Below are 21033 nucleotides of genomic sequence, written 5' to 3'. Positions count from 1 at the left end.
GGAGTATCTTGCTTGAGAAAAAAATTGCCTTTCGCGCCGACGCATCTATTGAAATAGGTACCGGTCATATTATGCGTTGTTTAACACTGGCCCACGAGTTACGGAATAAAGGTGCTCAAGTATATTTCATTTGTCGTAAGCTAGAAGGTGATTTACATCAATATATTTTAAATAAGGGATTTTGTGTGTTTGTATTAGATGGAGATGGTGAAAATACAAATTTCTTAAGTTCAGAACACGGGAGTTATTTAAATTGGCTCAAATATCATTGGTTTGTTGATGCACAGCAGACCAATGATATTTTGTCGCAACTTCCCAAGTGTGATTGGTTAATCGTTGATCATTATGGATTAGATAATAGGTGGGAGTCTGCTTTAAGAAAAACTGTAAGGAAAATCATGGTAATCGATGATCTTGCAAATCGAATGCACGACTGTGATTTGTTACTAGACCAAAATTTATACGATAACCCTAATGATCGCTATAAAGATTTAATACCAGAGCACTCATTAGTAAAATTGGGGCCTAAATATGCTATATTACGGCCAGAGTTTCATGCTGCTAAGAAATTTTCACGAAAAAGAACAGGAGAAATTGAGAGGATTTTTATTTTTTTTGGTGGGCATGATGTAACAAATGAAACATTAAAAACATTAAGAGCCTTACAAAATATAAATCAAGATAACTTAAAAATAGATGTTGTGGTAGGAAGCCAAAATCCGCATAAAGAGGAGATTCAAACTTATTGTAAGAGTGTTTCTAACGCTTCATATTATTGTCAAATAGAAAATATGGAAGAGCTTCTCGTACGAGCGGATTTAGGGATAGGAGCTGGAGGAACAACCACATGGGAACGCTGCTTTCTTGGATTACCTTCTATTACAATTACAACTGCACAAAATCAAATTGAAGTAACCAAGGCTGTAGCAAAGGTTGGAGCTACATGGAATATTGGTACAGCTGAAAGTGTTTCGGATAAAGCAATTATGGAATGTCTAAACAAACTTTTATCAAATTCTAAAATAGTGAAAGAAATGTCTAATAAAGCTCTTTCTATACAGTGTGCCAGTAATTCAAATGAAATAGCAAAAAATATTTTAGGAGGATAGTATGTTAGATATTGAGGATTTTCAATTGGAAAGGTTAGAAAAGAAAGATTTAGAACTTATTTTAAATTGGCGGAATGCAAAAGAAATACGTTCAGTTATGTATGAAGATCATCAAATAACAATAGACGAACATTTAAAGTGGTATGAAAAACTCGTAATGGATGAAACAAAGGTTGCAAGAATATTAATATATAAAGAAAAACCAATTGGATTTGTTAATTTTACAAAAATAGATGAAATGAATCGAACTTGTTATTGGGGATTTTATATAGGTGAAAAACAAAGTGTAAGACGTGCCGGAACTGTATTAGGTTTATTAGCATTAAATTTTATTTTTGAAATTAAAGACATACACAAAGTATATGCAGAAATAATAGAATCAAACTGTATTAGTTTAAATTTTCATCAGAAACTTGGTTTCCAAGAAGATGGAAGATATGAAGATTATATTTATAGGGACAATGATTATATAGATGTCATTACAATGACCTTGTCCCGTGAACAATGGGAGGAAAGAAAAGAAGCTATAAAAATAGAACTTGAAGGTGAAAAAAATGAGTAATGTATATATCGGAGGTAGAGAGATTGGCAATAGTTTGCCACCATTTATTATTGCAGAAATGTCAGGAAATCATAATCAATCATTAGATAGAGCGTTGAAAATTGTAGAGGCAGCTGCGGAGGCCGGGGCACAAGGATTTAAAATTCAAACATATACACCAGATACAATGACTTTAAATATAGAAAATGGTGATTTTTCAATTCACGATACGAAAAGTTTATGGAAAGGCAAATCACTTTATCATTTATACAAAGAAGCATATACACCATGGGAGTGGCATAAACCAATTTTTGATCGCTGTATAGAGTTAGGGATGATACCATTTAGTACGCCTTTTGATGAAACAGCTGTAGACTTTCTAGAGACATTAAATGTTTCATGTTATAAAATTGCATCTTTTGAAAATACTGATATCCCCCTCATACGTAAAGTAGCCGCAACAGGAAAACCAATAATTATTTCGACAGGTATGGCTTCAATTGCCGAACTAGATGAAACAGTAAGGGCTGCGAGAGAAGAAGGGTGTAAAGAACTAATTCTATTAAAATGTACGAGTACGTATCCTGCGTCTCCAAAATCTACAAATATAGTTACCATACCTCATATGAAAGAGTTATTTAAATGTCAGGTGGGTTTATCTGATCATACACTGGGTGTAGGAGTATCTGTAGCGAGTGTTGCCTTTGGGGCCACAGTAATTGAGAAACATTTAACGCTCTCGAGGTTGGATGGAGGAGTTGACGCTAAATTTTCAATGGAACCAGCTGAATTTAAATTATTAGTAAGCGAAACTGAAAAAGCATGGGAATCTTTGGGGAATGTATATTATGGACCGACTGATATAGAAAAAGATTCTTTAAAATTTAGAAGATCATTATATGTAGTAGAAAACATAAAAGCGGGAGAATTCTTTACAAATAAAAATGTTAAAGCTATTAGACCAGGGAATGGCTTATTACCAAAACACATATCCAAAATTATTGGGAAAAAAGCGAATAAGGATATCGAAAAAGGGACGCCTGTTTCATGGGATTTAATTTGATATCGAGGAAATGAGAGTGTTTATAGAAAGATTTATAACAAAAATACTATTTAAGTAGAGAATAAATTTTAAAGGCCCTGTTTAAAAACAGGGCCTTTAAAAAGGGCATAATATTTAACAACTGAAGGTACCTTCATATTACCATTATTGGAATATCGATACCATATGTTAGGTGTTGAGAAATAAAAAGTTCATTCGGTACAACAAAGTGGCCAGCGAAGCTAGCTAAACACTTGTTGCACAAAAGAAAATTAGGCCCTGAAAGTAATAGATATGTAACCTAAAGTTACATTTATAGTGTTAACAAGCTTGCATATATTATACGAAAAGGTATCTAGTAAAAAATTTATTTTGTAGAAATAAAAAAGAAATTGTCACCGGATCACCTTTTGATAAAACAGCGTACTTTCAAACATAATATATTCAAATCCTTATGATATATGTAAATAAAAGAGCAGCTAGTGAAAGCTAGCTGCTTAATAAAGAAAAGAGAAGAACTACAGGGACGTTTAAATGAGTTCTGGCTTTCGCCTATCTTTAGTATTGACGGAATGTTTAGTTTTATGCTGAAAAACTTAAGAAGAGCATCTATAAAAAGACCTCTTTAAGGAAGAAATGAGATATTGAAAAGTGAATTAGGTTTTTAAAATTCAAGAAAATATATGACTATTTCATTATAATGTGACGATGAAACATAAAATAGTAGTTAACAAACTGGCCAGTATGGAAGCACAAACTTTGCATTTCAGCAAGGTAGGAACTATTTAATTGGTTTTGTACTGTTAATATTAGTTGCAAGTATTGAGTGGGATCAATGGCAAAATTTATCTTGTCCAATGTATATTATTGGATTTGCATCAATTGTTATATTAAAAATACTACCAGAATCAACATTTACTCCCGTTAAATTGGGAGCAAAAAGATGGTTTCAATTTCCTGTTATTGTTCAAATTCAACCATCGGAGTTTTTCAAAATTGCACTAATTATATTTGTCGCAAATTTAGTAATGAATCATAACGCTAAATATATGATTCGGACATATAAAACTGATTTCCTGTTGGTTGGAAAAATTATGTTAGTCTCAATTCCTCCTATTGCTCTGGTATATAGCCAGCCAGATACAGGGATGGTGTTCTTATACGCAGCATCTATTGTATTTATTCATATCAGGGATTCAAAAGAAATTAATTGCATTTTGTACATTCATTCCGGTAACTCTACTATCTACATTAATATTTACATACGTAAGATATCCAGATTTTTTCTTTAAAGAATTAGTTACTAGGTTAAAACCTCACCAACAATCACGCATTATAGGTTGGCTGAATCCAGCTGAAAATACAGATCAAGGGTATCAAACGCAACAATCTCTTTTAGCTGTTGGAAGTGGCGAATTACATGGAAAAGGATTTGGTCAAGGAAGTGTATATATTCCTGAAAAGCATACTGATTTTATTTTTGCTACCATCGCTGAAGAAGGTGGATTTATAATAGCGGCTCTCGTTGTATTGGTCTTGTTACTTCTTATATATCGAGTAACTATAATTGCATATTCAGCAGAGAATCTGTTTGGTACATTACTATGTGCGGGGCAATTAGTGTTCTAACACTTCGAATCTTCGAAAATATTGGTATAATGCCAGTAAAAGGAATTGCACTTCCTTTTTTATTATATGGAGGAAGTTCACTGTTTTCAAATATGATAATGATCGGGCTTATCTTATCGGTGCATAAAAATTATAAAAAATACATGTTTCAAGTGAAATAAAAGTTAAGAATATGTTATAGATTAATTTGAAGAAATCCCCTTGTGCATCTATATGCACAAGGGGATTTCTATTTTAATAAAGCTGTGACTGTAAAATAGTTGTTATAAAGTGGATTCTCTTATGAAAAGTATGCTGTGTTATCACTTTTGTATGAATTTTTTCAATCATTAATCTTTTTGAAATCGTGTCATCCAAATAAAGAGATACTTTATTTAAACAGTCTTCAAAGCTGTTATAGGATATAATTTCATCTTTATTGAAGAACGATAAAAGATCAGACTTTTCTTCAATAATTTGAAAGCCTTGGCAAGCGGCAATATCAAACGTACGATTATTAATAGTATTATTTTTTACTTTATTTTTATTTTTATTTTGTGGAAATAGATGACTACGATGAGGATTTAAAATAAGACTAGCGTTGTTATAATAGAGCGCAACTTCTTGAGGTGGAATCCATTCTTCTATAATTTTAATTCTTCGGTGATTTTTCCATTTTTTTAATAACTTATTTCTCCAATGTCGGCCAATAATAGTATAGTGATAGGGGGTATTTTCTAAAAGGAAATGTATTAATTTTACTCGGTTTGGATAAGGATAGCCAATGAATAATACTTCACTTTTATATTTTATATTTTTTAGACTAGGTTTAAATACGTCTATATTAGTTGCTAATGGTAAGTGATATACATTGGTATATCCTAAAGCTGTGTAATATTTAAGTGCTTCGCTATCAATAGTAAATATAAAATCAAAGTTATTTAATAGAAGAAGAGAAGTATCTATATAAAATGGATCCTCAGTTAACCAGACAGCTAATTTAATGTTCCATTTTTTAAAATATTGAATTGCTTTTTGTGGTAGATGATTACCTAATAAGGTGAATACAATATCGGGATGAAAAGTTGTTGTAATGAAATCCAATTGTTGTATTAATTCACTCGGTTGTATCGCTAACCATTCGAAATTTTGATCTATAAGTGTTCCTTGTATGCTTTGATCTAGATATTGATAAATTTTTGAGTAACCAGAAGTAATGTATAAGAGTTTCATATTTCAACCCCTGCTTTAGGTTTAAAATATATTATGAGATAAACGTAACACTTTCTATTTCTTTACAACTAATTTTAGTAATACTTGTAGTAGGAGGAGTAACTGAATTTTCCTCTTCTAATGTGACGATACAAGTATTAGGGTTAAAATTTGTAAAAATAGCAGGTCCAATAATATTCCCAGATTTACCAGTCACAGTAACGACTTCGCCTGGCTGTAAATTTTTAAAAATACTACATACTCCACCTGAACAACCAAATAAATTGCATAAGAACAAATTTATTCCTCCTTTAAACAATATACTATATCATATGAAGTTTTGTAGAACGATGTGTAGACAAGTAACCTTTAGAAGAGAAAAAATTTAAATTAAAGCAATTTATTGAAATAATAGGTCAATAGAATGTTACATCTCAGGGGATACTGATTAGATTTTTCATGAAAAAAGACATTCATTAGAATGTCTTAAATATGGATTAAGCTAGAAAAATATGAATCATTTTAAAGAGTGGTTAAAGTAACACTTTCTATATCTTCACAACTTATGAATGTAGTATTGGTAGATGAAGGGGTTATCACATCTTCTTCTTCCAATACTACTGCACATATATTCGGAAAGAACAGTGAAAAAGTAGCAGGTCCAATAATTTGACCTGATCTAGTAGTAATTGTAACAACTGTTCCCGTTGGCCACGAAGAGAATAGAAAACAAGCTAAACCTGTACAATCTGCCATAATAAATCCTCCTAACTTTAAATTTTAATTGAAGTAATAAAGTCCAAACATTTTATAGTGTATGTGGGAGTAACATGAAGTGCTTGGACTAATAGAAATCACTTTCTGGTTTTATCTCTTTATGATCAATGAGATAACTATTAAATCCTACAATACAAAGGTTTAATAAATACAATATGGTCAGAAGGTTTAATGAAAAAGATATTCTATGATATAGTAATTAGCTATTCCAAGGTCAAAATACTGTGAATAGGAATTATAAAGTGAGGAATTTTTCAGAGTAACAAATGGAAGTTTTAATAATGTAACAAAAATTGAACATAATCTTCATTAAAAAAAAGAACACAAATCAGTGCTCTTAGAAAGTAGACTATAGGGCTTTCGGATTAGTATATACTATCATATGCTCGTTTTTTTTAAGGGTGTAAACAAAATTAAATAAAAATAATACATATGAGGTTTTTAAAAGAGTAATAGCTCAACAGGATGGATTTGCATACATATAAACTAAATAACCATAATTTCATTTGTAAATTTATATAAACAAAAATATTTGAAAACAAACTTTTCGCGTTGCTAAATTGAATATTCCGGTTCTTATAAGTGACAAAGGATACTTTGAGAGAGTATTGAGACAAGGATAAACTGTAAGGAAAAATTATATAAGTGATTAATTAATATAAAACCATCCTATTATTGTATATGTGGACACTGGATGTTTCTATGTAGTTTGTTTCAAGTGACTTATAATCCAATGTCTATTGGCATGTGATGTAATTAAATGTAGCTAGAATACAGTATAATATTGAAAAATATAAAGTTTGTAGTGTTTGAAACAAATTAAAGAAGTAACATAAGGAATTTACGCATAAAGTAATGTTGATGGTAAAATTAACAGAATTTTCATTTTAATAAGATAAAAATGTGATGTTTTTAACGTATAATAATTTTACTACGATGAAAATACGGCCACAAATTAGTTAATTTAAAAATTAAATTTAGATAGGAAGAGGATAATGAAGACCAGAGATAGTTATAAAATTATTGTCGTTGGTGCTGGGACTGCAGGACTATCTTCTACTGCACATTTATTAAGAAATATCCCCCTATTGAAAGAAAGTATAGCGATTATTGATCCGTCAAAAAAACATTATTTTCAGCCACTATGGAGTTTAGTGGGGGGAGGAATTGTTTCAAAGGAAAGTACAATGCGTGATCAAGAATCGCTTATTCCAAAAGGGGCAACGTGGATCCCTAAAAGTGTTGTTAAGTTATTTCCGGATGAAAATAAGATACTGTTAGATGACGGACTGCTGCTTGAGTATGAAATTCTTATTGTAGCAGCTGGTATACAAATAAATTGGGAAGGTATTAAGGGCTTAAAAGAATCTATTGGGACTAATGGGGTATGTAGCAATTATTCTTATACATATGTTGATTCTACTTGGAGAGAAATCGAAAAATTTAAAGGAGGAAATGCGCTTTTTACCCACCCTAATACTCCTATTAAATGCGGTGGTGCTCCACAAAAAATTATGTATTTAGCAGAGGAGTATTTTTGTAATAGTGGTGTAAGAAACAGAAGTGAAGTAATGTTTTATTCTGCAAACACTGACATATTTCAGGTTCCACGATATGCAAATACTTTAGAACAAGTACTAGAAAGAAAGCAAATTATAACGAATTATAATAAAAACTTAGTAGAAATTATCGCCGAAAAGAGAGAAGCAATTTTTGAAGATACGCAAACGCTGAAAAGAGAAACCATACCATATAGTATGATACATGTTGTTCCACCAATGGGGCCACCAAATTTTATTAAAGAGAGTGAAATAAGTGATTATCAGGGATGGGTAGATATAAACCCTTATACTTTGCAGCATGTAAAGTATAAAAATATTTTCGGACTTGGAGATTGTACTAATTTACCTACTTCTAAAACTGGAGCGGCAATTCGAAAACAAATACCTGTCTTAAAACAAAATATTATGGACGTACTTAGTGGAAGAGATTTGCAGGCTAAATATGATGGGTATACATCTTGTCCAATTATTACAGGATATAAAAGTCTTATACTCGCTGAATTTAACTATAAACATGAGCCTCAAGAAACGTTTCCGTTTAATCAAGCGAAAGAAAGGTATAGTATGTTTTTACTTAAAAGATTTATGTTGCCATATATGTATTGGAATTTTATGTTGAAAGGGATCCTATAGGGGAAGATAGAAAGTGGTTATAAAAATTGAAAAGCAATTTGAAATACCTATTTGGAGGGAATAGCTATGCTTTTAAAATATTTTTATGATGAAAAATTAGCACATGCTTCCTATTTAGTCGGTTGTCAGAAGGAAGGCGTAGCAATTGTAATTGATCCAGGTCGCTATATAGAACAATATATAGAATTTGCTAAGAAAGAGGGAATGGAAGTAATTGCTGCGGCTGAGACTCATATTCATGCTGATTTTCTTTCTGGGTCTAGAGAACTTTCCAATCTTTATCATGCAAATTTATATGTATCTGATGAAGGAGATTGTGATTGGAAATATCAATATCTTAATGAAGGTCGATACAAATTGGTTAGAGAGGGCACAGAGTTTAAAGTAGGTCATATAAAATTTAATGTAATTCACACCCCAGGGCATACGCCTGAAAGTATTTCTTTTTTAGTGACTGATACAAGTCAAAATAATTATACGAATGATAAACCGATAGGGATATTCACAGGTGATTTTATATTTGTAGGAGATATAGGAAGACCGGATTTATTAGAAACTGCAGTCGGTATGAAAGATACTGCAAAAATAGGAGCGAAACAATTATTTGATTCTATACAAAAAATAAAAATACTTCCTGATTATTTGCAAATATGGCCATCACATGGTGCGGGAAGCGCATGTGGAAAAGCGTTAGGAGCAATTCCAACTTCTACATTAGGTTATGAAAAGATGTTCAATTGGGCATTTCAGTGTAATGAAGAAAGTGATTTTATATCAACTTTATTGACGGGACAGCCAGAGCCTCCAAAGTATTTTTCATTAATGAAGAATTTAAATAAGTATGGTCCGCCAATTCGTAAGAAGAGAAAAAGTAATGCTATTAATACAGTAGAAGAACTTCAAGAAATTTTGAAGAGCGTTCATCAAATAGTTGATATAAGGGATGTAGAGAGTTTTGCTGCAGGTCATATCGAGAAGTCAATTAACATACCTTATAACAATTCTTTCACAACTTGGTGTGGATGGTTATTAGATTATAAAACAGAAACGTTAATAATTCTAGATGAGGAAAAGATTAAAGTGGAGGCAATTATTAGAGAATTTGAATCTATTGGGTTAGATAATATTATTGCTTTTGCACCCTTAAAAGTAATACAAAGACTTGATAGATTTGAAAGTTACAAAGAAAAAACATCGATTGAATTATATCCGCATATAAAAGGTGGAAGCGTTAAGGTTATCGATGTGCGTAGTAAAAAAGAGTGGGAGGAAGGACACCTTCATGATGCAATACATATCACTTTAGGTAATCTATTTGAACAACTAGATTATATACCGAAAGATTGTCCAATAGTTTTGCAATGTCGAACCGGATTACGTTCCGCTATAGCAGCTAGTATTTTACAAAGAGCTGGTATAAAGGAAGTAGTGAATTTAAAGGGAGGATTTCTTGCATGGAAAAAAGAAAGGCTTCCTTATACAACAAGCAATCTCAATGTGTAGGGAAATATTATTACAATAGTAAAGAAGGTCGCCATTCACGGCGACCTTCTTTACTATGCGTTATACCCAAATAATTTTAAATCTTCTCCAGACCCTGAAATAATCTTCTCAAATCGTAATCCTACTTTTTCTAAAAGCTTTCCTGAGGCGATGTTATCTATAGAAGTAATTGCTACAATTCGATTCATGCCGAGCTTTTGTACACCGTATTCGATTATTGCAGAAGCTGACTCGTAGCCATATCCTTTTGAACGGAATGTTTCTAAAAAGGCAAATCCGATATCAACGTCTTCTAATGAATCTCTTTTAATAAGGCCACACATACCAAGTGGAGTGAGATCTTCTTTTCGTTCTACTAAGTAAAGGCCAAATCCGAGTTTGTTATACATATCGATGGGACCGTTTACAATATAATTTTTTGCATCTTCTAAGTTTCTAACTCCTTTGTCACCGATAAACTGAATCCATGCAGGATCGTTTACTAACTCAAGAATAAAAGGAGCGTCTTTTATATCAAACCAACGAAGGTTAAGACGTTCTGTTTTAAGAACTATCAATGATTACACCACCTTTAAAAAGTTATAACAATTAGTATGGATTGTGTAAAACAAAAGTGCAACATATTTTAATGGGGCTTTGTTTGTTCACATAAAGTTCGTTTGTTTTGTATAGAGAGATATTTTATAATTAGGATTGATTGTAAAGAGTGAGGTGCTTATACAATGACTCCTAGGTGACTAGGAGTTTTTACTATATAACTATCATTATTACTAAATATGACACACTACACATTCTACTCAAGGAGGTACATAATGAAGAAATTATATAATGCATCGTTTACGTATTTGATTATCGGTTTATTATCAGGGATTTTCGCTAGGGAGTATGGTAAGTATAAAGGGATTTTAGGATCTACTTTGTTAAATCTTTTGCATACACATACACTTGTACTTGGCTTTTTCTTCTTTTTAATTGCTTTAGGATTAGCAAAAGTATTCGCGTTTCATGAAGTGCAAGGGTTTAATAAGTGGTTTGTTTTACATAACATTGCATTAACATTAATGTTAGGTTCGCTAGCAGCGAGAGGGCTTCTTCAGTTAAATGGAGCTGACTTTAAAGGGTTAACTTATATTGTAGGATTTTCTCATTCGTTGATGGCAGTTACTTTAATTTGGTTTATGTTGTTAATAAAGAAATCGTTTAAAATGTAGTGAAAAAGAACTTGTAGCGTGTGCTGCAGGTTCTTTTTTGTATGTTCAGGTTTAATAATCTTATTTTTCTAATTATTCTGTATAAAGATGGTATACTTGTTTTAAAATTAAAAAGGAGAGTTGATTATGGAAATAACAATTGAACATGTAGTAAATGAATTAAAAGGCATACTTCCTGAAGATCGAGTAGTAATAAATATGACAGTACGAGAGTTACATAGTAAAGATGAATCTTATCATACTAGTAGTTTACCTGATGTAGTTGTTTTTCCAAAAACGACCGAAGAAGTTAGCGCGATAATGAAAATAGCGATTCAGCACGGAACAGCTGTCGTTCCATTTGGAGTAGGGTCCAGTTTAGAGGGACATGTAATTCCTTACGAAAAAGGAATTACAATGGACTTTTCTCTTATGAACAAAATACTTGAAATAAGAGAAAAGGATTTTCTTGTGAGAGTACAGCCAGGGGTGACGCGCTCTCAGCTTAATAAAGAATTGAAAAAGTATGGATTATTTTTTAGTGTAGACCCAGGAGCTGATGCAACGTTAGGAGGAATGGCTGCTACAAACGCGAGCGGAACGACAGCAGTAAAGTATGGTGTAATGCGTGATCAAGTTCGAGATTTAGAAGTCGTTCTTGCGGATGGAGGGGTAATACATACCGGGAATTTAGCGGCGAAGTCATCATCAGGTTATCATTTAAATGGTATTTTCGTAGGATCAGAAGGAACACTTGGATGTTTCACGGAGTTAACTTTAAAAGTATACGGTATACCAGAACATGTTATGGCTGCGAGGGCATCGTTTCCAACTATAAATGATGCAGTAGAAGCTGTAATTAACATATTACAAGCAGGTATTCCAATCGCGAGAATTGAACTCGTTGATGAATTATCTATGAAACAAGTAAATCATTACAATGAAACAAGTTACAGAGAAGAACCGACACTATTTTTAGAGTTTCACGGCAATGAAGCAGGGTTAAAGCAAGATATTGAATTTACGAAAGAAATCGTTCTTGATCATAAATGTAAAGAAATTGCGTTTGAGACGGAAACAGCAGCAAGAAATAAACTGTGGGATGCAAGGCATAACTTAGCGTACTCTTACGTGCATAGTTATCCTGGTAAAAAGCTAATGAGTACAGACGTATGTGTGCCAATTTCGGAATTAGCTGGCGCGATTCAACATGCGAAAGAGGTATTAGATAAAGTAGGGCTTATTGGCGGTATTCTAGGTCATGTTGGAGATGGGAATTTCCATGTACTCTTAATGATTGACACAAATGATAAAGAGGAAGTAAAGAAGGCAGACGAAATAAACGAAAGTATCGTTCTGTATGCTCTTAAACGAGGAGGAACATGTACAGGAGAACATGGCGTTGGAATCGGAAAACGAAAGTATCAAGAAGAAGAACATGGGGCGGCATTATGTGTAATGGAGAAAATAAAGAAAGCTCTTGATCTGCAAAATATTTTGAATCCGAATAAGGTGTTTCAATTAAAAGATAGGGGCTGATCGGGTGAAAGTACTAGAAGCGATAAGTAATATAGCTGGAAAGTATTTTGCATTTTGGGTTATTTGTATTGCAGCTATTGCATATTTCATTCCCGCGCCATTTCTCGGGTTAACTAGTTACATAACGATTTTACTTGGGGTTGTCATGTTTGGGATGGGATTAACATTGAAGGCTGTTGATTTCAAAATCATAGCTACAAAACCATTAGCAGTTATTATCGGTGTATGTGCTCAGTTTATTATTATGCCACTTGTCGCATACGTACTAGCCTACGTTATGAATCTGCCAGCGGAATTAGCAGCTGGGTTAGTGTTGCTCGGTTCAGTACCGGGTGGCACTGCATCAAATGTTATGGTTTATTTAGCAAAAGGGAACTTAGCGTTGTCTATTGCAATGACTTCAGTATCAACGTTACTAGCACCAATTGCTACACCGCTCATTCTACTATTACTTGCAGGGCAATGGATGCCAGTAAATGCTATGTCCATGTTTCTTTCTATCGTACAAGTCATTATTGTGCCTATTATTTTAGGACTAGTAGTGAAAAAGTTTTTCCCTCATATCGTTAATAAAGGAATGACTGTTATTCCTTTAATATCAGTTGTAGCAATTATCATAATTGTTTCTGCAGTTGTTTCAGCAAATGTAAGTAGCGTTACTTCTTCAGGACTTCTTATCTTTATTGCGGTGATGCTCCATAATGCTTTCGGTTTTTTGCTCGGATATATAACTGCGTTCGTACTTGGACTAGACGAAGGGACAAGAAGGGCTATTTCAATAGAAGTAGGAATGCAAAATTCAGGTTTAGGTGTTGCACTGGCGACAGCGCATTTTGGACCGGCGGCTGCACTCCCAAGTGTATTAGCAGCAGTATGGCATAACATTGCAGGGCCAATATTAGCAACCATCTGGTCAAAAAATGCAAAAAATGAAAAGAATACTTTTAGCGATGAAAATGTATTAATAAATATAGAAAAATAGGAATGATAAATAATGCAAAAACGTATTGTACATTTTGAAGGAATGGTTGTATTTTTAGCCGCGATTTATATGTATTCGATATATGAGTTTAGTTGGATTATATTTTTTGTATTCCTTTTAGCGCCGGATCTATCAATGTTAGCATATGGGATTAATAATCACGTTGGTGCGAAAATATATAATGTATGTCACACATATATCATATCCATATTAATTGTTCTAATAGGTGTCTATTTTAAGATAGATACCGTTATAATGATTGGCTTAATATGGACAGCACATATTGGAATGGATCGAATGTTTGGATATGGATTGAAATATGAGACGGATTTTAAGGATACTCATATTCAGAGGTTATAAGAAAAAGTATTCATATTTACAGCGGGTCTATTAAAATATTGAACAAAATTCAGTGAATGAATTTTGTTCAATTGTTGAGAAATATATATATAGATAGATACAAATAATCGAATTATGTTATTTTTATGATAATTAAAAGAAGGAGAGTGGATTTGATGAATATACAAATCACTGGCAATGAATTAATTAATAAGATGCTGAATGATTGGTATCGAGATATTAGAGCTCAACGTATAAGTGAAGCAAAAAAATTAAAAGAAGAGATCGATAAAAAGCTTTATATTATCGAATCAGATGTAAAGGTTTCATTTCACTATTATCTGTTAGAATTTCGATATAAAGTGCTAATAGATGGTTTAGGTAATTTGAAAAAAGCTTTTGATAAAATAGATGCATTGCCTAAACCGAATGATGAATATTCTAATTATTATTATTATTTATTCAAAGCCATTCATTATACAATTCTTACTAATTATAGTGAAGCTAGCAACTATTTTGAAAAAGCTGAAGGGTTATTAGAGCATATTTCAGATGAAATTGAATATGCAGAGTTTAATTATAGAGTTGCTATATTAAAATACCACTTGCATTACGCATATTCAGCTATTGAATACGCTTCAAAGGCAAGAGATATCTTTGTTAAACAAGCAGGGTATGAAGTGAACATAGCGCTGTGCGAAAATATATTAGGATTATCTTTTTCGGAATTAAAGCAGCATGATAAAGGTGAGGAATATATTGCGTCAGCAATAAACATTTTACAAAAAAATGATGCTGAAATGTTAGTATTAAGAATCAGACATAATTTAGGTTTATTGTATGCGAGTCAAAATCTTTCAGTTTTAGCAATTAGACACTTATCTGAGGTTTCTAAAAAAATGCCTACTCATTATAAGGCAATCTTTTTAGAGGCAAGAGAATATTATAAATTAGGTGAAATAGAAAAAGCGAAGGAATTAATTGAAAGTGGATTGAAGGTTTGTGAGGAATTAAAAAATGATGAATATAGATATCACTTTTTAATTCTAAAGGGATTTTGTCAGCATTTAGAGGTAGAAAAAATAGAAAAAATTATTCTTGAAGGTTTTTCTTACTTTGAAAGAAAAAATTTATCGGAGTATATTCACGAATATACCGAAAGTCTGGCATTAGAGTTTCATAAGGTAGGTAATATAGAAAAAGCAGAAAAGTATTTTTTTATGAGTTATGAAATAAAAAAGAGAATATTTGAAAAAGAAGCATTAAAATAAAGAAAAAACTTGGATTATCTATAATGGGAATAGCAGCTGGAGTTATGGGGTTTTATGGTAGAAGGTCTTTGCAATAAATTAGCTCACAGTGGATATGGTAGAATGTTTATAATTATAAAACCTAATGAAAATCCATATGCTGTCTCTGAAGATACAACGATGCCTGCAAAACAAATCTTCTATTGAACGTGGGTAATTAAACAAGTCACAAATTATAATTTGTGACTTGTTTAAGGTTGGATACTAAATGTGTTGCTTTCAATATTGAAAGCAACTTTTAAGTTTGTGATTAATAGTTAACTTAATAAATTTTGGGTTAAAATAAAAACAAATTTTTAATCAAGTCCCACAAAAAGTACGATAAGGGCGATTCGTCGGTGCAGGCGGAATGCAGTATTCTTCTTGATCTGTAGAATACGCATAAGGGTTTGATAAAGCTTCAAGAAGTTTCTCCATTACGCTATAGTCGTCATTTGTAACAGCTGCTTCTAGTGCTTCTTCTACACGGTGGTTCCTTGGGATGATTGATGGGTTATTATTTTTCATCATTTCGTAGGCGTTTTCTTTCGATTGTTCTTGTCTTTTTAATCGAGATTGCCACAGTTTGTACCAATCTTTATATTCAGGACTTTCAAATAGAGCTGTATTTTCAATAGCATCAAGAGTTAATGAACGGAATGTATTTGTATAATCTGCTTTATATTTCTCCATCATTTTTAAAAGTTGCTCAATAAGTGGTTGATCTTGTTCTTCGGTACTAAATAGTCCTAATTTCTTTTTCATTCCAAGGAACCAATGGTTTTCATACTGTACGCTAAATTTCGAAATTTCGTCTTGGGCGATCTTTAATGCTTCTTCTTCATCTTCGTGCAGAATTGGTATTAAAGATTCTGCTAATCGAGCGAGGTCCCATGCGGCCATATATGGTTGATTTCCATATGCATAACGACCTTGTGTGTCAATAGAGCTAAATACGGTTCCTTGATTGTAATTGTCCATAAATGCACAAGGACCGTAATCAATTGTTTCGCCACTAATCGTTATATTGTCAGTGTTCATTACACCGTGGATAAATCCAACAAGTTGCCATTTTGCGATAAGACTGGCTTGTCTTTTAATGACTTCTTGTAGTAATGCAGTATATCGGTTTTCATGAGCTTCAATTTCTGGGTAATGCCTTTTTATCGTATAGTCAGCTAGTGATTTCAGGTCCTCTATTGAACCACGAGCTGCAGCATATTGAAATGTACCGACGCGTATATGGCTACTAGCTACTCTAGTTAAAATTGCTCCAGGTAACTTTGTTTCACGATATGTTGCTTCACCAGTTGTGACAACTGCTAAACTGCGAGTAGTCGGAATATCAAGTGCATACATTGCCTCACTAATGATATATTCACGTAGCATCGGACCGAGTGCAGCACGGCCATCTCCTCGGCGTGAATAGGGAGTAGGGCCAGAACCTTTCAGTTGAATATCGAAACGCTCACCTGAAGGAGTAATTTGTTCGCCAATTAAAAGAGCACGACCGTCGCCTAACATATTAAAATGTCCGAATTGATGGCCAGCATATGCTTGAGCTAATGGATGAGCTCCTTCTGGGAGTGCATTACCAGCGAAAATAGCAATTTCAGCTTCCTTTTTCAGTTCTTCAGGGGTCAAGCCAAGAGATATCGCTAATGAATGGTTTAGTTTAACTAACTCCGGTGAACTTACGGGAGTAGGGGGGATTTCTGTATAAAATGATTGTGGTAAAGTCGTATAACTATTATCTAAATTCCAACCTGTTTCATTATTTTTAGTCATTGTATCTCCTCCTTTTTGTATTTTAAGTTATGTATTTGTACGTATGTATTCTTTGTAAAGTTAACTAAAAGTATAATATAATATTTCCCCTTGCAATCTATTGTAAGGACTTCATTGCACTATGTCTATTTAACAGCAAATTTAAAACCTCCATTTTAAGAAAATGGAGGTTTTATTATTATTTAATTTTTACAATTATTTTTCCTTTTGCTCTTCCAGACTCTGAATATTCCATTGCTTTTTGCGCATCTTCAAAAGGGAAGACTCGATCGATTACCGGTTTGATTTTTCCGGCTTCAATATAGTTTGCAATAGTACGTAATTGATCCCCGCTTGGCTTCATAAATAAAAATGAATATTGAGCATTATGCTTTTTTTCAAGTGCAGTAAGTTTTTTGCTGGCTAATGAAAATAAGAGAGTTTTAAAGAATCCTGAACCAAATTCTTTACCGAAGCGTGCATTCGGCATACCTGAAACGGAAACAATGTTTCCTCTGCTTTTTATAATATTGAATGATTTTTCAAGCGTTGCACCGCCGATTGTATCAAATACCGCATCATAATTTTTTAGTATATCTTCAAATTTTTCTGTTTTGTAATTAATAATTTCATCTGCGCCAAGAGACGTTACTAAATTTGCACCAGCTTCACTAGCAGTCGTTGTAACAGTAGCACCCATTATTTTTGCTAACTGAATTGCGAAAGTACCAACACCACCGGATCCAGCGTGAATTAAAATCTTTTGTCCTTTTTGTAATTGCATGATGTCATGTAATGCTTGATATGATGTTAAGCCAACAAGTGGAATCGAAGCAGCTTCCTCAAAACTTAAATTTTTCGGCTTTAAAGCTATATCATCTTCATGAATGGCTATATACTCCGCGAAAGTACCAATCTTATTTTTTCTTGGGCGAGCATATATTTCATCACCAACTTTAAAACGAGTTACTTTTGATCCAACCTTCGTGATGACACCGGCAAAGTCATTACCAAGGATTAGGGGCATTTCATATTTCAGTAACATTTTTACTTTTCCGTCGCGTATTTTAAAATCAATTGGGTTAATACTAGCTGCATGAATTTCTGCGAGCACCTCATACTCTTTTATTTCAGGAGTAGGTACCTCTGCCATACGCATTGGGACTTTTCCATATCTATCAATTATCATTGCTTTCATTTCTTATACCTCCAAGTTTTAATAAAAGTTTTGCAATAGCTTCTCAATATCTAATACAAGATTTTTTAATAAACCTAATTTTGTACGTATATCAATATAATAAAAATTCTTTGTACCTTCTTTTCTCATTAAAATAATGCCAGCTTCTCGTAAAATCTTAAGGTGATGTGATACTGCTGGACGGGAAAGGTGTGTTTGCTTCGTGATTTCTCCTACACGTAATCCTGTTTGACATTCCGTTTCCATTAGCACTAATAAAATAGCTTGACGTGTTTCATCACCAATTGCCAATAATACTTTTTGAGAATCAATAAAATCTTTTTTTATAATATTTAATTGTTCTTGTTTATTCATTTCAATCACTTTGCCTCCTGCTAATTAGTCGAAAGGTTTAAGATAACGAACCATTACTTCGATACGGTAATGCTACATGATTGTTGTATGAGGTGCAATATTGGGAAAGAAAATCGAGACGAATGAATTTTTTATTTTTGAAAATTATAGGGAGATAGAAAAGGGATTGGAAGGACTACATAACACAATAGATGAAGTTTTAAAAACAAAAAATGATGTAACAATAAAATAAGCGGTCGTAACCTTGTATAATCCATAAGGTTACGACCGTTTATAATGTTTTTATTATTTTTGATTTTTACGATAGAACATAGTTCAACGTAAAGTACGTTCTTTTGTTTTACACTTTCATACAGACATAATTCAGGTGGATTATAGATGTATGAAAAGGTAAAAGGGATTTTGGGGCGTAATCTATCTATATGATAATTCAAAATGAAATATAAGTCTATATTTTAATGTTTTTTTTGATTATATTTATGTCACTGAGCTCAGAACAATGATGTGGAGGGTAAATATATGAAATCGAATTATGTACCAGTTTTAATTGTTGGAGGGGGATTATCTGGGTTAGCGTCTGCGTTATTTCTTGCAAAACATAACATTGAGTACTTACTTATTGAAAGGCATCCGTCTACTGCCATTCATCCGAAAGCAGGCGGTCTTACTTTACGTACAATGGAGTTATTTCGAGAATTAGGCTTGGAACAAAGAATTAAATTGGCAGGTAAAGCATTAGAGAACTGCCGAGGAAGAATAGCGGTTCATACAATAGCTGAGGCAAATAAAGAAGAATTGGAACAAATGAGAGCGACGCAATACAGAAACGATGAAGAGTTACTTCAAAAAATAGAAAAGATTAGTCCATCAAAACAAACTGCATGTTATCAAATTATTTTAGAAGAGATGATGTTACAAGAAGCAAAAACGCTAGGCGGGCAACTATCTTTTTATCATGAATTAGTTTCATTTGAACAAAATGAAAACGGGGCAAAAGCAAAGATTCGAAATCGTGAAACAGAAAAAGAAAGTGTCATACATTGTGACTATGTAATTGCAGCGGATGGAGCGAAAAGTAAAATACGTGAGCAGTTAGGGATTAAAACTGAGGGGCGTGGAACCATTGGTGGCTATTATATGAATATTTATTTTGAAGCTGATTTAAGAGAGTTTATACAAGGAGACGCATTCGGTTTTTCGATGGTACTTCATCCGGAGGTTCTTGGTGCACTTATCCCAGTTGATAACGTAAAAAAATGGATTTATCATGTAGCCTACGATCCATTAAAAGGAGAGGGGCTAGAGGACTTCACTATAGAACGTTGTAAACAAATTATTCAAATAGCAATTGGAAGTACAAATGTTGAATCAAAAATATTAAGTGTTTTACCGTGGGAAGCGGCCGAAAGTACAGCGGTGAAATTTCAAGGAAATCGAACCTTTTTAGTTGGAGATTCAGCACATATTATGCCGCCAACAGGAGGATTTGGTTCAAATACAGGAATACAAGATGCGCATAACTTAGCTTGGAAATTAGCGGCTGTTATAAAAGGGAAGGCAAAACCAAAATTGTTAGAAACATATCATGAAGAGAGACACTCTGTTGCAAAATTAACGACAGCTTATGCAAGTAGTTTACTGTTTCGTGCTGCGAATAGAGAGGAAGGCAGTTTGAATAATATGGATGTTTTAGCTGTTACAGTTGGATATCAGTATTGTTCAGAGGCAATTATAGATAATTCAGTCACTCCACATAGAATGGATAGCATAGAGTTGAACGGGAGACCTGGAACACGAGCACCGCATTTATGGGGAACGTATGAAGGAAAGAAAGTTTCTACATTAGACTTATTCGGTAACAGTTTTGTATTACTTACAGGAGTAGAAAATAGTTCTTGGGCTGAGGCAGCACATGCTGTTTCAGCTAAATTAGGAATAAATATAAAAGGGTATCGTGTTGGCTTAAGTGGAGACTTTGTTGTTCCAGAAGATATTTTTAGCAAATTATATGGTATAGAGAATGGAGGTGCTGTATTAATTAGACCAGATGGCTTTATCGGATGGCGTTCGGAAAAAACGGTAGTAAATCCAGATATAGTATTGGAAGAGGTAATGAGAAATTTATTATGTGATTTTTAAGTAACTACAGAAATATTGTTTTATGTGCTTCACTGTACTGAAAAAAATATTCACAAATTTCAATAGGTTTGGTATGATTAAATTCGACAAGTTAATAGAGGCCGGAGATATTTGAGAAAAGCCATAAATTTATTTAGGGATACAGGAGTGTATTCTAAATAATTTATGGCTTTTTTTATTGAATGAATCGTACAAAATAGAGAGTTACATATGAAAAGGAGGACTATAGGAATTAAATAGGATAATACT

Annotated in this window: 21 protein-coding genes and 1 pseudogene; 15 read left to right on the top strand and 7 right to left on the bottom strand. The window is 33.0% G+C overall.

What is annotated here, in order from left to right; translation table 11 throughout:
- Positions 1 to 8: 8 nt before the first annotated feature.
- The 5 genes and pseudogenes from pseG (at position 9) to NZ044_RS30875 (ending at position 4482) form a co-directional block, all read left to right on the top strand.
- On the top strand, positions 9 to 1109 hold the full coding sequence (pseG, locus tag NZ044_RS17140; RefSeq protein WP_000890380.1) for a UDP-2,4-diacetamido-2,4,6-trideoxy-beta-L-altropyranose hydrolase: 1101 nt from the start codon (positions 9 to 11) through the stop codon (positions 1107 to 1109).
- A gap of 1 nt (position 1110) precedes the next feature.
- Positions 1111 to 1671 carry a UDP-4-amino-4,6-dideoxy-N-acetyl-beta-L-altrosamine N-acetyltransferase gene (gene pseH / locus NZ044_RS17135; protein WP_000884084.1) on the top strand — a complete coding sequence of 187 codons (561 nt, stop codon included), beginning with the start codon at positions 1111 to 1113 and terminating at the stop codon, positions 1669 to 1671.
- Positions 1664 to 2713 carry a pseudaminic acid synthase gene (gene pseI, locus NZ044_RS17130; RefSeq protein WP_000073382.1) on the top strand — a complete coding sequence of 350 codons (1050 nt, stop codon included), beginning with the start codon at positions 1664 to 1666 and terminating at the stop codon, positions 2711 to 2713. Before pseH ends, pseI begins: the two co-directional genes overlap by 8 nt.
- Positions 2714 to 3480: 767 nt before the next feature.
- Positions 3481 to 4321 (top strand): annotated as a pseudogene (locus NZ044_RS17125) (FtsW/RodA/SpoVE family cell cycle protein).
- Positions 4297 to 4482, top strand: a complete 186-nt coding sequence (locus NZ044_RS30875; protein WP_423776933.1) for an FtsW/RodA/SpoVE family cell cycle protein — start codon at positions 4297 to 4299, stop codon at positions 4480 to 4482. The pseudogene NZ044_RS17125 and the gene NZ044_RS30875 overlap by 25 nt, the downstream one beginning before the upstream one ends.
- Before the next feature lie 73 nt (positions 4483 to 4555).
- On the opposite strand, the gene NZ044_RS17120 is transcribed toward NZ044_RS30875, so the two are convergent.
- The 3 genes from NZ044_RS17120 to NZ044_RS17110 all read right to left on the bottom strand — a co-directional run bounded on the left by NZ044_RS17120 (position 4556) and on the right by NZ044_RS17110 (position 6268).
- Positions 4556 to 5533 carry a CgeB family protein gene (locus tag NZ044_RS17120; RefSeq protein WP_340949878.1) on the bottom strand — a complete coding sequence of 326 codons (978 nt, stop codon included), beginning with the start codon at positions 5531 to 5533 and terminating at the stop codon, positions 4556 to 4558.
- A 31-nt stretch (positions 5534 to 5564) separates the two neighbouring features.
- A complete protein-coding gene (locus NZ044_RS17115; RefSeq protein WP_000477970.1) occupies positions 5565 to 5810 on the bottom strand; it encodes a hypothetical protein in 246 nt (81 codons plus the stop codon).
- A 224-nt stretch (positions 5811 to 6034) separates the two neighbouring features.
- Positions 6035 to 6268, bottom strand: a complete 234-nt coding sequence (locus tag NZ044_RS17110; RefSeq protein ID WP_000752669.1) for a hypothetical protein — start codon at positions 6266 to 6268, stop codon at positions 6035 to 6037.
- Between the two features lie 1016 nt (positions 6269 to 7284).
- On the opposite strand from NZ044_RS17110, the gene NZ044_RS17105 reads away from it, so the two are divergent.
- Together NZ044_RS17105 and NZ044_RS17100 are read left to right on the top strand one after the other, a co-directional pair.
- The gene (locus NZ044_RS17105; RefSeq protein ID WP_000857326.1) at positions 7285 to 8484 is read left to right on the top strand and encodes an FAD/NAD(P)-binding oxidoreductase; all 1200 of its coding nucleotides are present in this window, start codon (positions 7285 to 7287) and stop codon (positions 8482 to 8484) included.
- 66 nt (positions 8485 to 8550) lie between these two features.
- The gene (locus NZ044_RS17100; protein WP_000925300.1) at positions 8551 to 9987 is read left to right on the top strand and encodes an MBL fold metallo-hydrolase; all 1437 of its coding nucleotides are present in this window, start codon (positions 8551 to 8553) and stop codon (positions 9985 to 9987) included.
- 53 nt (positions 9988 to 10040) lie between these two features.
- Here NZ044_RS17100 and NZ044_RS17095 read toward each other — a convergent pair whose 3' ends face one another.
- Positions 10041 to 10544, bottom strand: coding sequence for a GNAT family N-acetyltransferase (locus NZ044_RS17095; protein WP_000636433.1), 504 nt, complete (start codon positions 10542 to 10544; stop codon positions 10041 to 10043).
- Between the two features lie 255 nt (positions 10545 to 10799).
- On the opposite strand from NZ044_RS17095, the gene NZ044_RS17090 reads away from it, so the two are divergent.
- The 6 genes from NZ044_RS17090 (at position 10800) to NZ044_RS17065 (ending at position 15494) form a co-directional block, all read left to right on the top strand.
- On the top strand, positions 10800 to 11198 hold the full coding sequence (locus NZ044_RS17090) for a DUF2871 family protein (RefSeq protein ID WP_000737896.1): 399 nt from the start codon (positions 10800 to 10802) through the stop codon (positions 11196 to 11198).
- A gap of 126 nt (positions 11199 to 11324) precedes the next feature.
- Complete coding sequence (locus NZ044_RS17085; RefSeq protein WP_000406575.1) at positions 11325 to 12716, top strand: FAD-binding oxidoreductase; 1392 nt, start codon at positions 11325 to 11327, stop codon at positions 12714 to 12716.
- Positions 12717 to 12720: 4 nt separating this feature from the next.
- Positions 12721 to 13698 (top strand): bile acid:sodium symporter family protein, encoded by a 978-nt coding sequence (locus NZ044_RS17080; RefSeq protein WP_000865817.1) that lies wholly within the window; start codon positions 12721 to 12723, stop codon positions 13696 to 13698.
- A gap of 12 nt (positions 13699 to 13710) precedes the next feature.
- The gene (locus NZ044_RS17075; protein WP_001172057.1) at positions 13711 to 14058 is read left to right on the top strand and encodes a DUF4260 domain-containing protein; all 348 of its coding nucleotides are present in this window, start codon (positions 13711 to 13713) and stop codon (positions 14056 to 14058) included.
- A 155-nt stretch (positions 14059 to 14213) separates the two neighbouring features.
- Complete coding sequence (locus NZ044_RS17070) at positions 14214 to 15308, top strand: response regulator aspartate phosphatase (RefSeq protein WP_001025501.1); 1095 nt, start codon at positions 14214 to 14216, stop codon at positions 15306 to 15308.
- Positions 15309 to 15362: 54 nt separating this feature from the next.
- The gene (locus NZ044_RS17065) at positions 15363 to 15494 is read left to right on the top strand and encodes a hypothetical protein (RefSeq protein WP_000229165.1); all 132 of its coding nucleotides are present in this window, start codon (positions 15363 to 15365) and stop codon (positions 15492 to 15494) included.
- 153 nt (positions 15495 to 15647) lie between these two features.
- Here NZ044_RS17065 and NZ044_RS17060 read toward each other — a convergent pair whose 3' ends face one another.
- The 3 genes from NZ044_RS17060 to NZ044_RS17050 form a co-directional block, all read right to left on the bottom strand.
- Positions 15648 to 17114 (bottom strand): protein adenylyltransferase SelO, encoded by a 1467-nt coding sequence (locus NZ044_RS17060; RefSeq protein ID WP_000164912.1) that lies wholly within the window; start codon positions 17112 to 17114, stop codon positions 15648 to 15650.
- Positions 17115 to 17292: 178 nt separating this feature from the next.
- Positions 17293 to 18291, bottom strand: a complete 999-nt coding sequence (locus tag NZ044_RS17055; RefSeq protein WP_079245796.1) for an NADP-dependent oxidoreductase — start codon at positions 18289 to 18291, stop codon at positions 17293 to 17295.
- A gap of 18 nt (positions 18292 to 18309) precedes the next feature.
- Positions 18310 to 18654 carry an ArsR/SmtB family transcription factor gene (locus tag NZ044_RS17050; RefSeq protein WP_000571870.1) on the bottom strand — a complete coding sequence of 115 codons (345 nt, stop codon included), beginning with the start codon at positions 18652 to 18654 and terminating at the stop codon, positions 18310 to 18312.
- Positions 18655 to 18745: 91 nt separating this feature from the next.
- Here NZ044_RS17050 and NZ044_RS17045 point away from each other — a divergent pair, with 91 nt between their 5' ends.
- The gene (locus NZ044_RS17045) at positions 18746 to 18877 is read left to right on the top strand and encodes a hypothetical protein (protein WP_000516656.1); all 132 of its coding nucleotides are present in this window, start codon (positions 18746 to 18748) and stop codon (positions 18875 to 18877) included.
- A gap of 287 nt (positions 18878 to 19164) precedes the next feature.
- Positions 19165 to 20784, top strand: a complete 1620-nt coding sequence (locus tag NZ044_RS17040) for an FAD-dependent oxidoreductase (RefSeq protein ID WP_000841683.1) — start codon at positions 19165 to 19167, stop codon at positions 20782 to 20784.
- Positions 20785 to 21033 lie beyond the last annotated feature (249 nt).

The sequence above is a fragment of the Bacillus sp. FSL K6-1338 genome, assembly GCF_038006965.1.
Lineage (GTDB): Bacteria > Bacillota > Bacilli > Bacillales > Bacillaceae_G > Bacillus_A > Bacillus_A thuringiensis_S.
This window is presented reverse-complemented; position numbering and strand designations above follow the sequence as displayed.

Excerpts from the sequence above, each read along its gene's own strand:
- pseH (WP_000884084.1), top strand. The coding sequence starts at position 1,111 with ATGTTAGATATTGAGGATTTTCAATTGGAAAGGTTAGAAAAGAAAGAT.
- pseI (WP_000073382.1), top strand. The coding sequence starts at position 1,664 with ATGAGTAATGTATATATCGGAGGTAGAGAGATTGGCAATAGTTTGCCA.
- NZ044_RS30875 (WP_423776933.1), top strand. The coding sequence starts at position 4,297 with ATGTGCGGGGCAATTAGTGTTCTAACACTTCGAATCTTCGAAAATATT.
- NZ044_RS17120 (WP_340949878.1), bottom strand. The coding sequence starts at position 5,533 with ATGAAACTCTTATACATTACTTCTGGTTACTCAAAAATTTATCAATAT.
- NZ044_RS17110 (WP_000752669.1), bottom strand. The coding sequence starts at position 6,268 with ATGGCAGATTGTACAGGTTTAGCTTGTTTTCTATTCTCTTCGTGGCCA.
- NZ044_RS17105 (WP_000857326.1), top strand. The coding sequence starts at position 7,285 with ATGAAGACCAGAGATAGTTATAAAATTATTGTCGTTGGTGCTGGGACT.
- NZ044_RS17100 (WP_000925300.1), top strand. The coding sequence starts at position 8,551 with ATGCTTTTAAAATATTTTTATGATGAAAAATTAGCACATGCTTCCTAT.
- NZ044_RS17090 (WP_000737896.1), top strand. The coding sequence starts at position 10,800 with ATGAAGAAATTATATAATGCATCGTTTACGTATTTGATTATCGGTTTA.
- NZ044_RS17085 (WP_000406575.1), top strand. The coding sequence starts at position 11,325 with ATGGAAATAACAATTGAACATGTAGTAAATGAATTAAAAGGCATACTT.
- NZ044_RS17075 (WP_001172057.1), top strand. The coding sequence starts at position 13,711 with ATGCAAAAACGTATTGTACATTTTGAAGGAATGGTTGTATTTTTAGCC.
- NZ044_RS17070 (WP_001025501.1), top strand. The coding sequence starts at position 14,214 with ATGAATATACAAATCACTGGCAATGAATTAATTAATAAGATGCTGAAT.
- NZ044_RS17065 (WP_000229165.1), top strand. The coding sequence starts at position 15,363 with ATGGTAGAAGGTCTTTGCAATAAATTAGCTCACAGTGGATATGGTAGA.
- NZ044_RS17060 (WP_000164912.1), bottom strand. The coding sequence starts at position 17,114 with ATGACTAAAAATAATGAAACAGGTTGGAATTTAGATAATAGTTATACG.
- NZ044_RS17055 (WP_079245796.1), bottom strand. The coding sequence starts at position 18,291 with ATGAAAGCAATGATAATTGATAGATATGGAAAAGTCCCAATGCGTATG.
- NZ044_RS17040 (WP_000841683.1), top strand. The coding sequence starts at position 19,165 with ATGAAATCGAATTATGTACCAGTTTTAATTGTTGGAGGGGGATTATCT.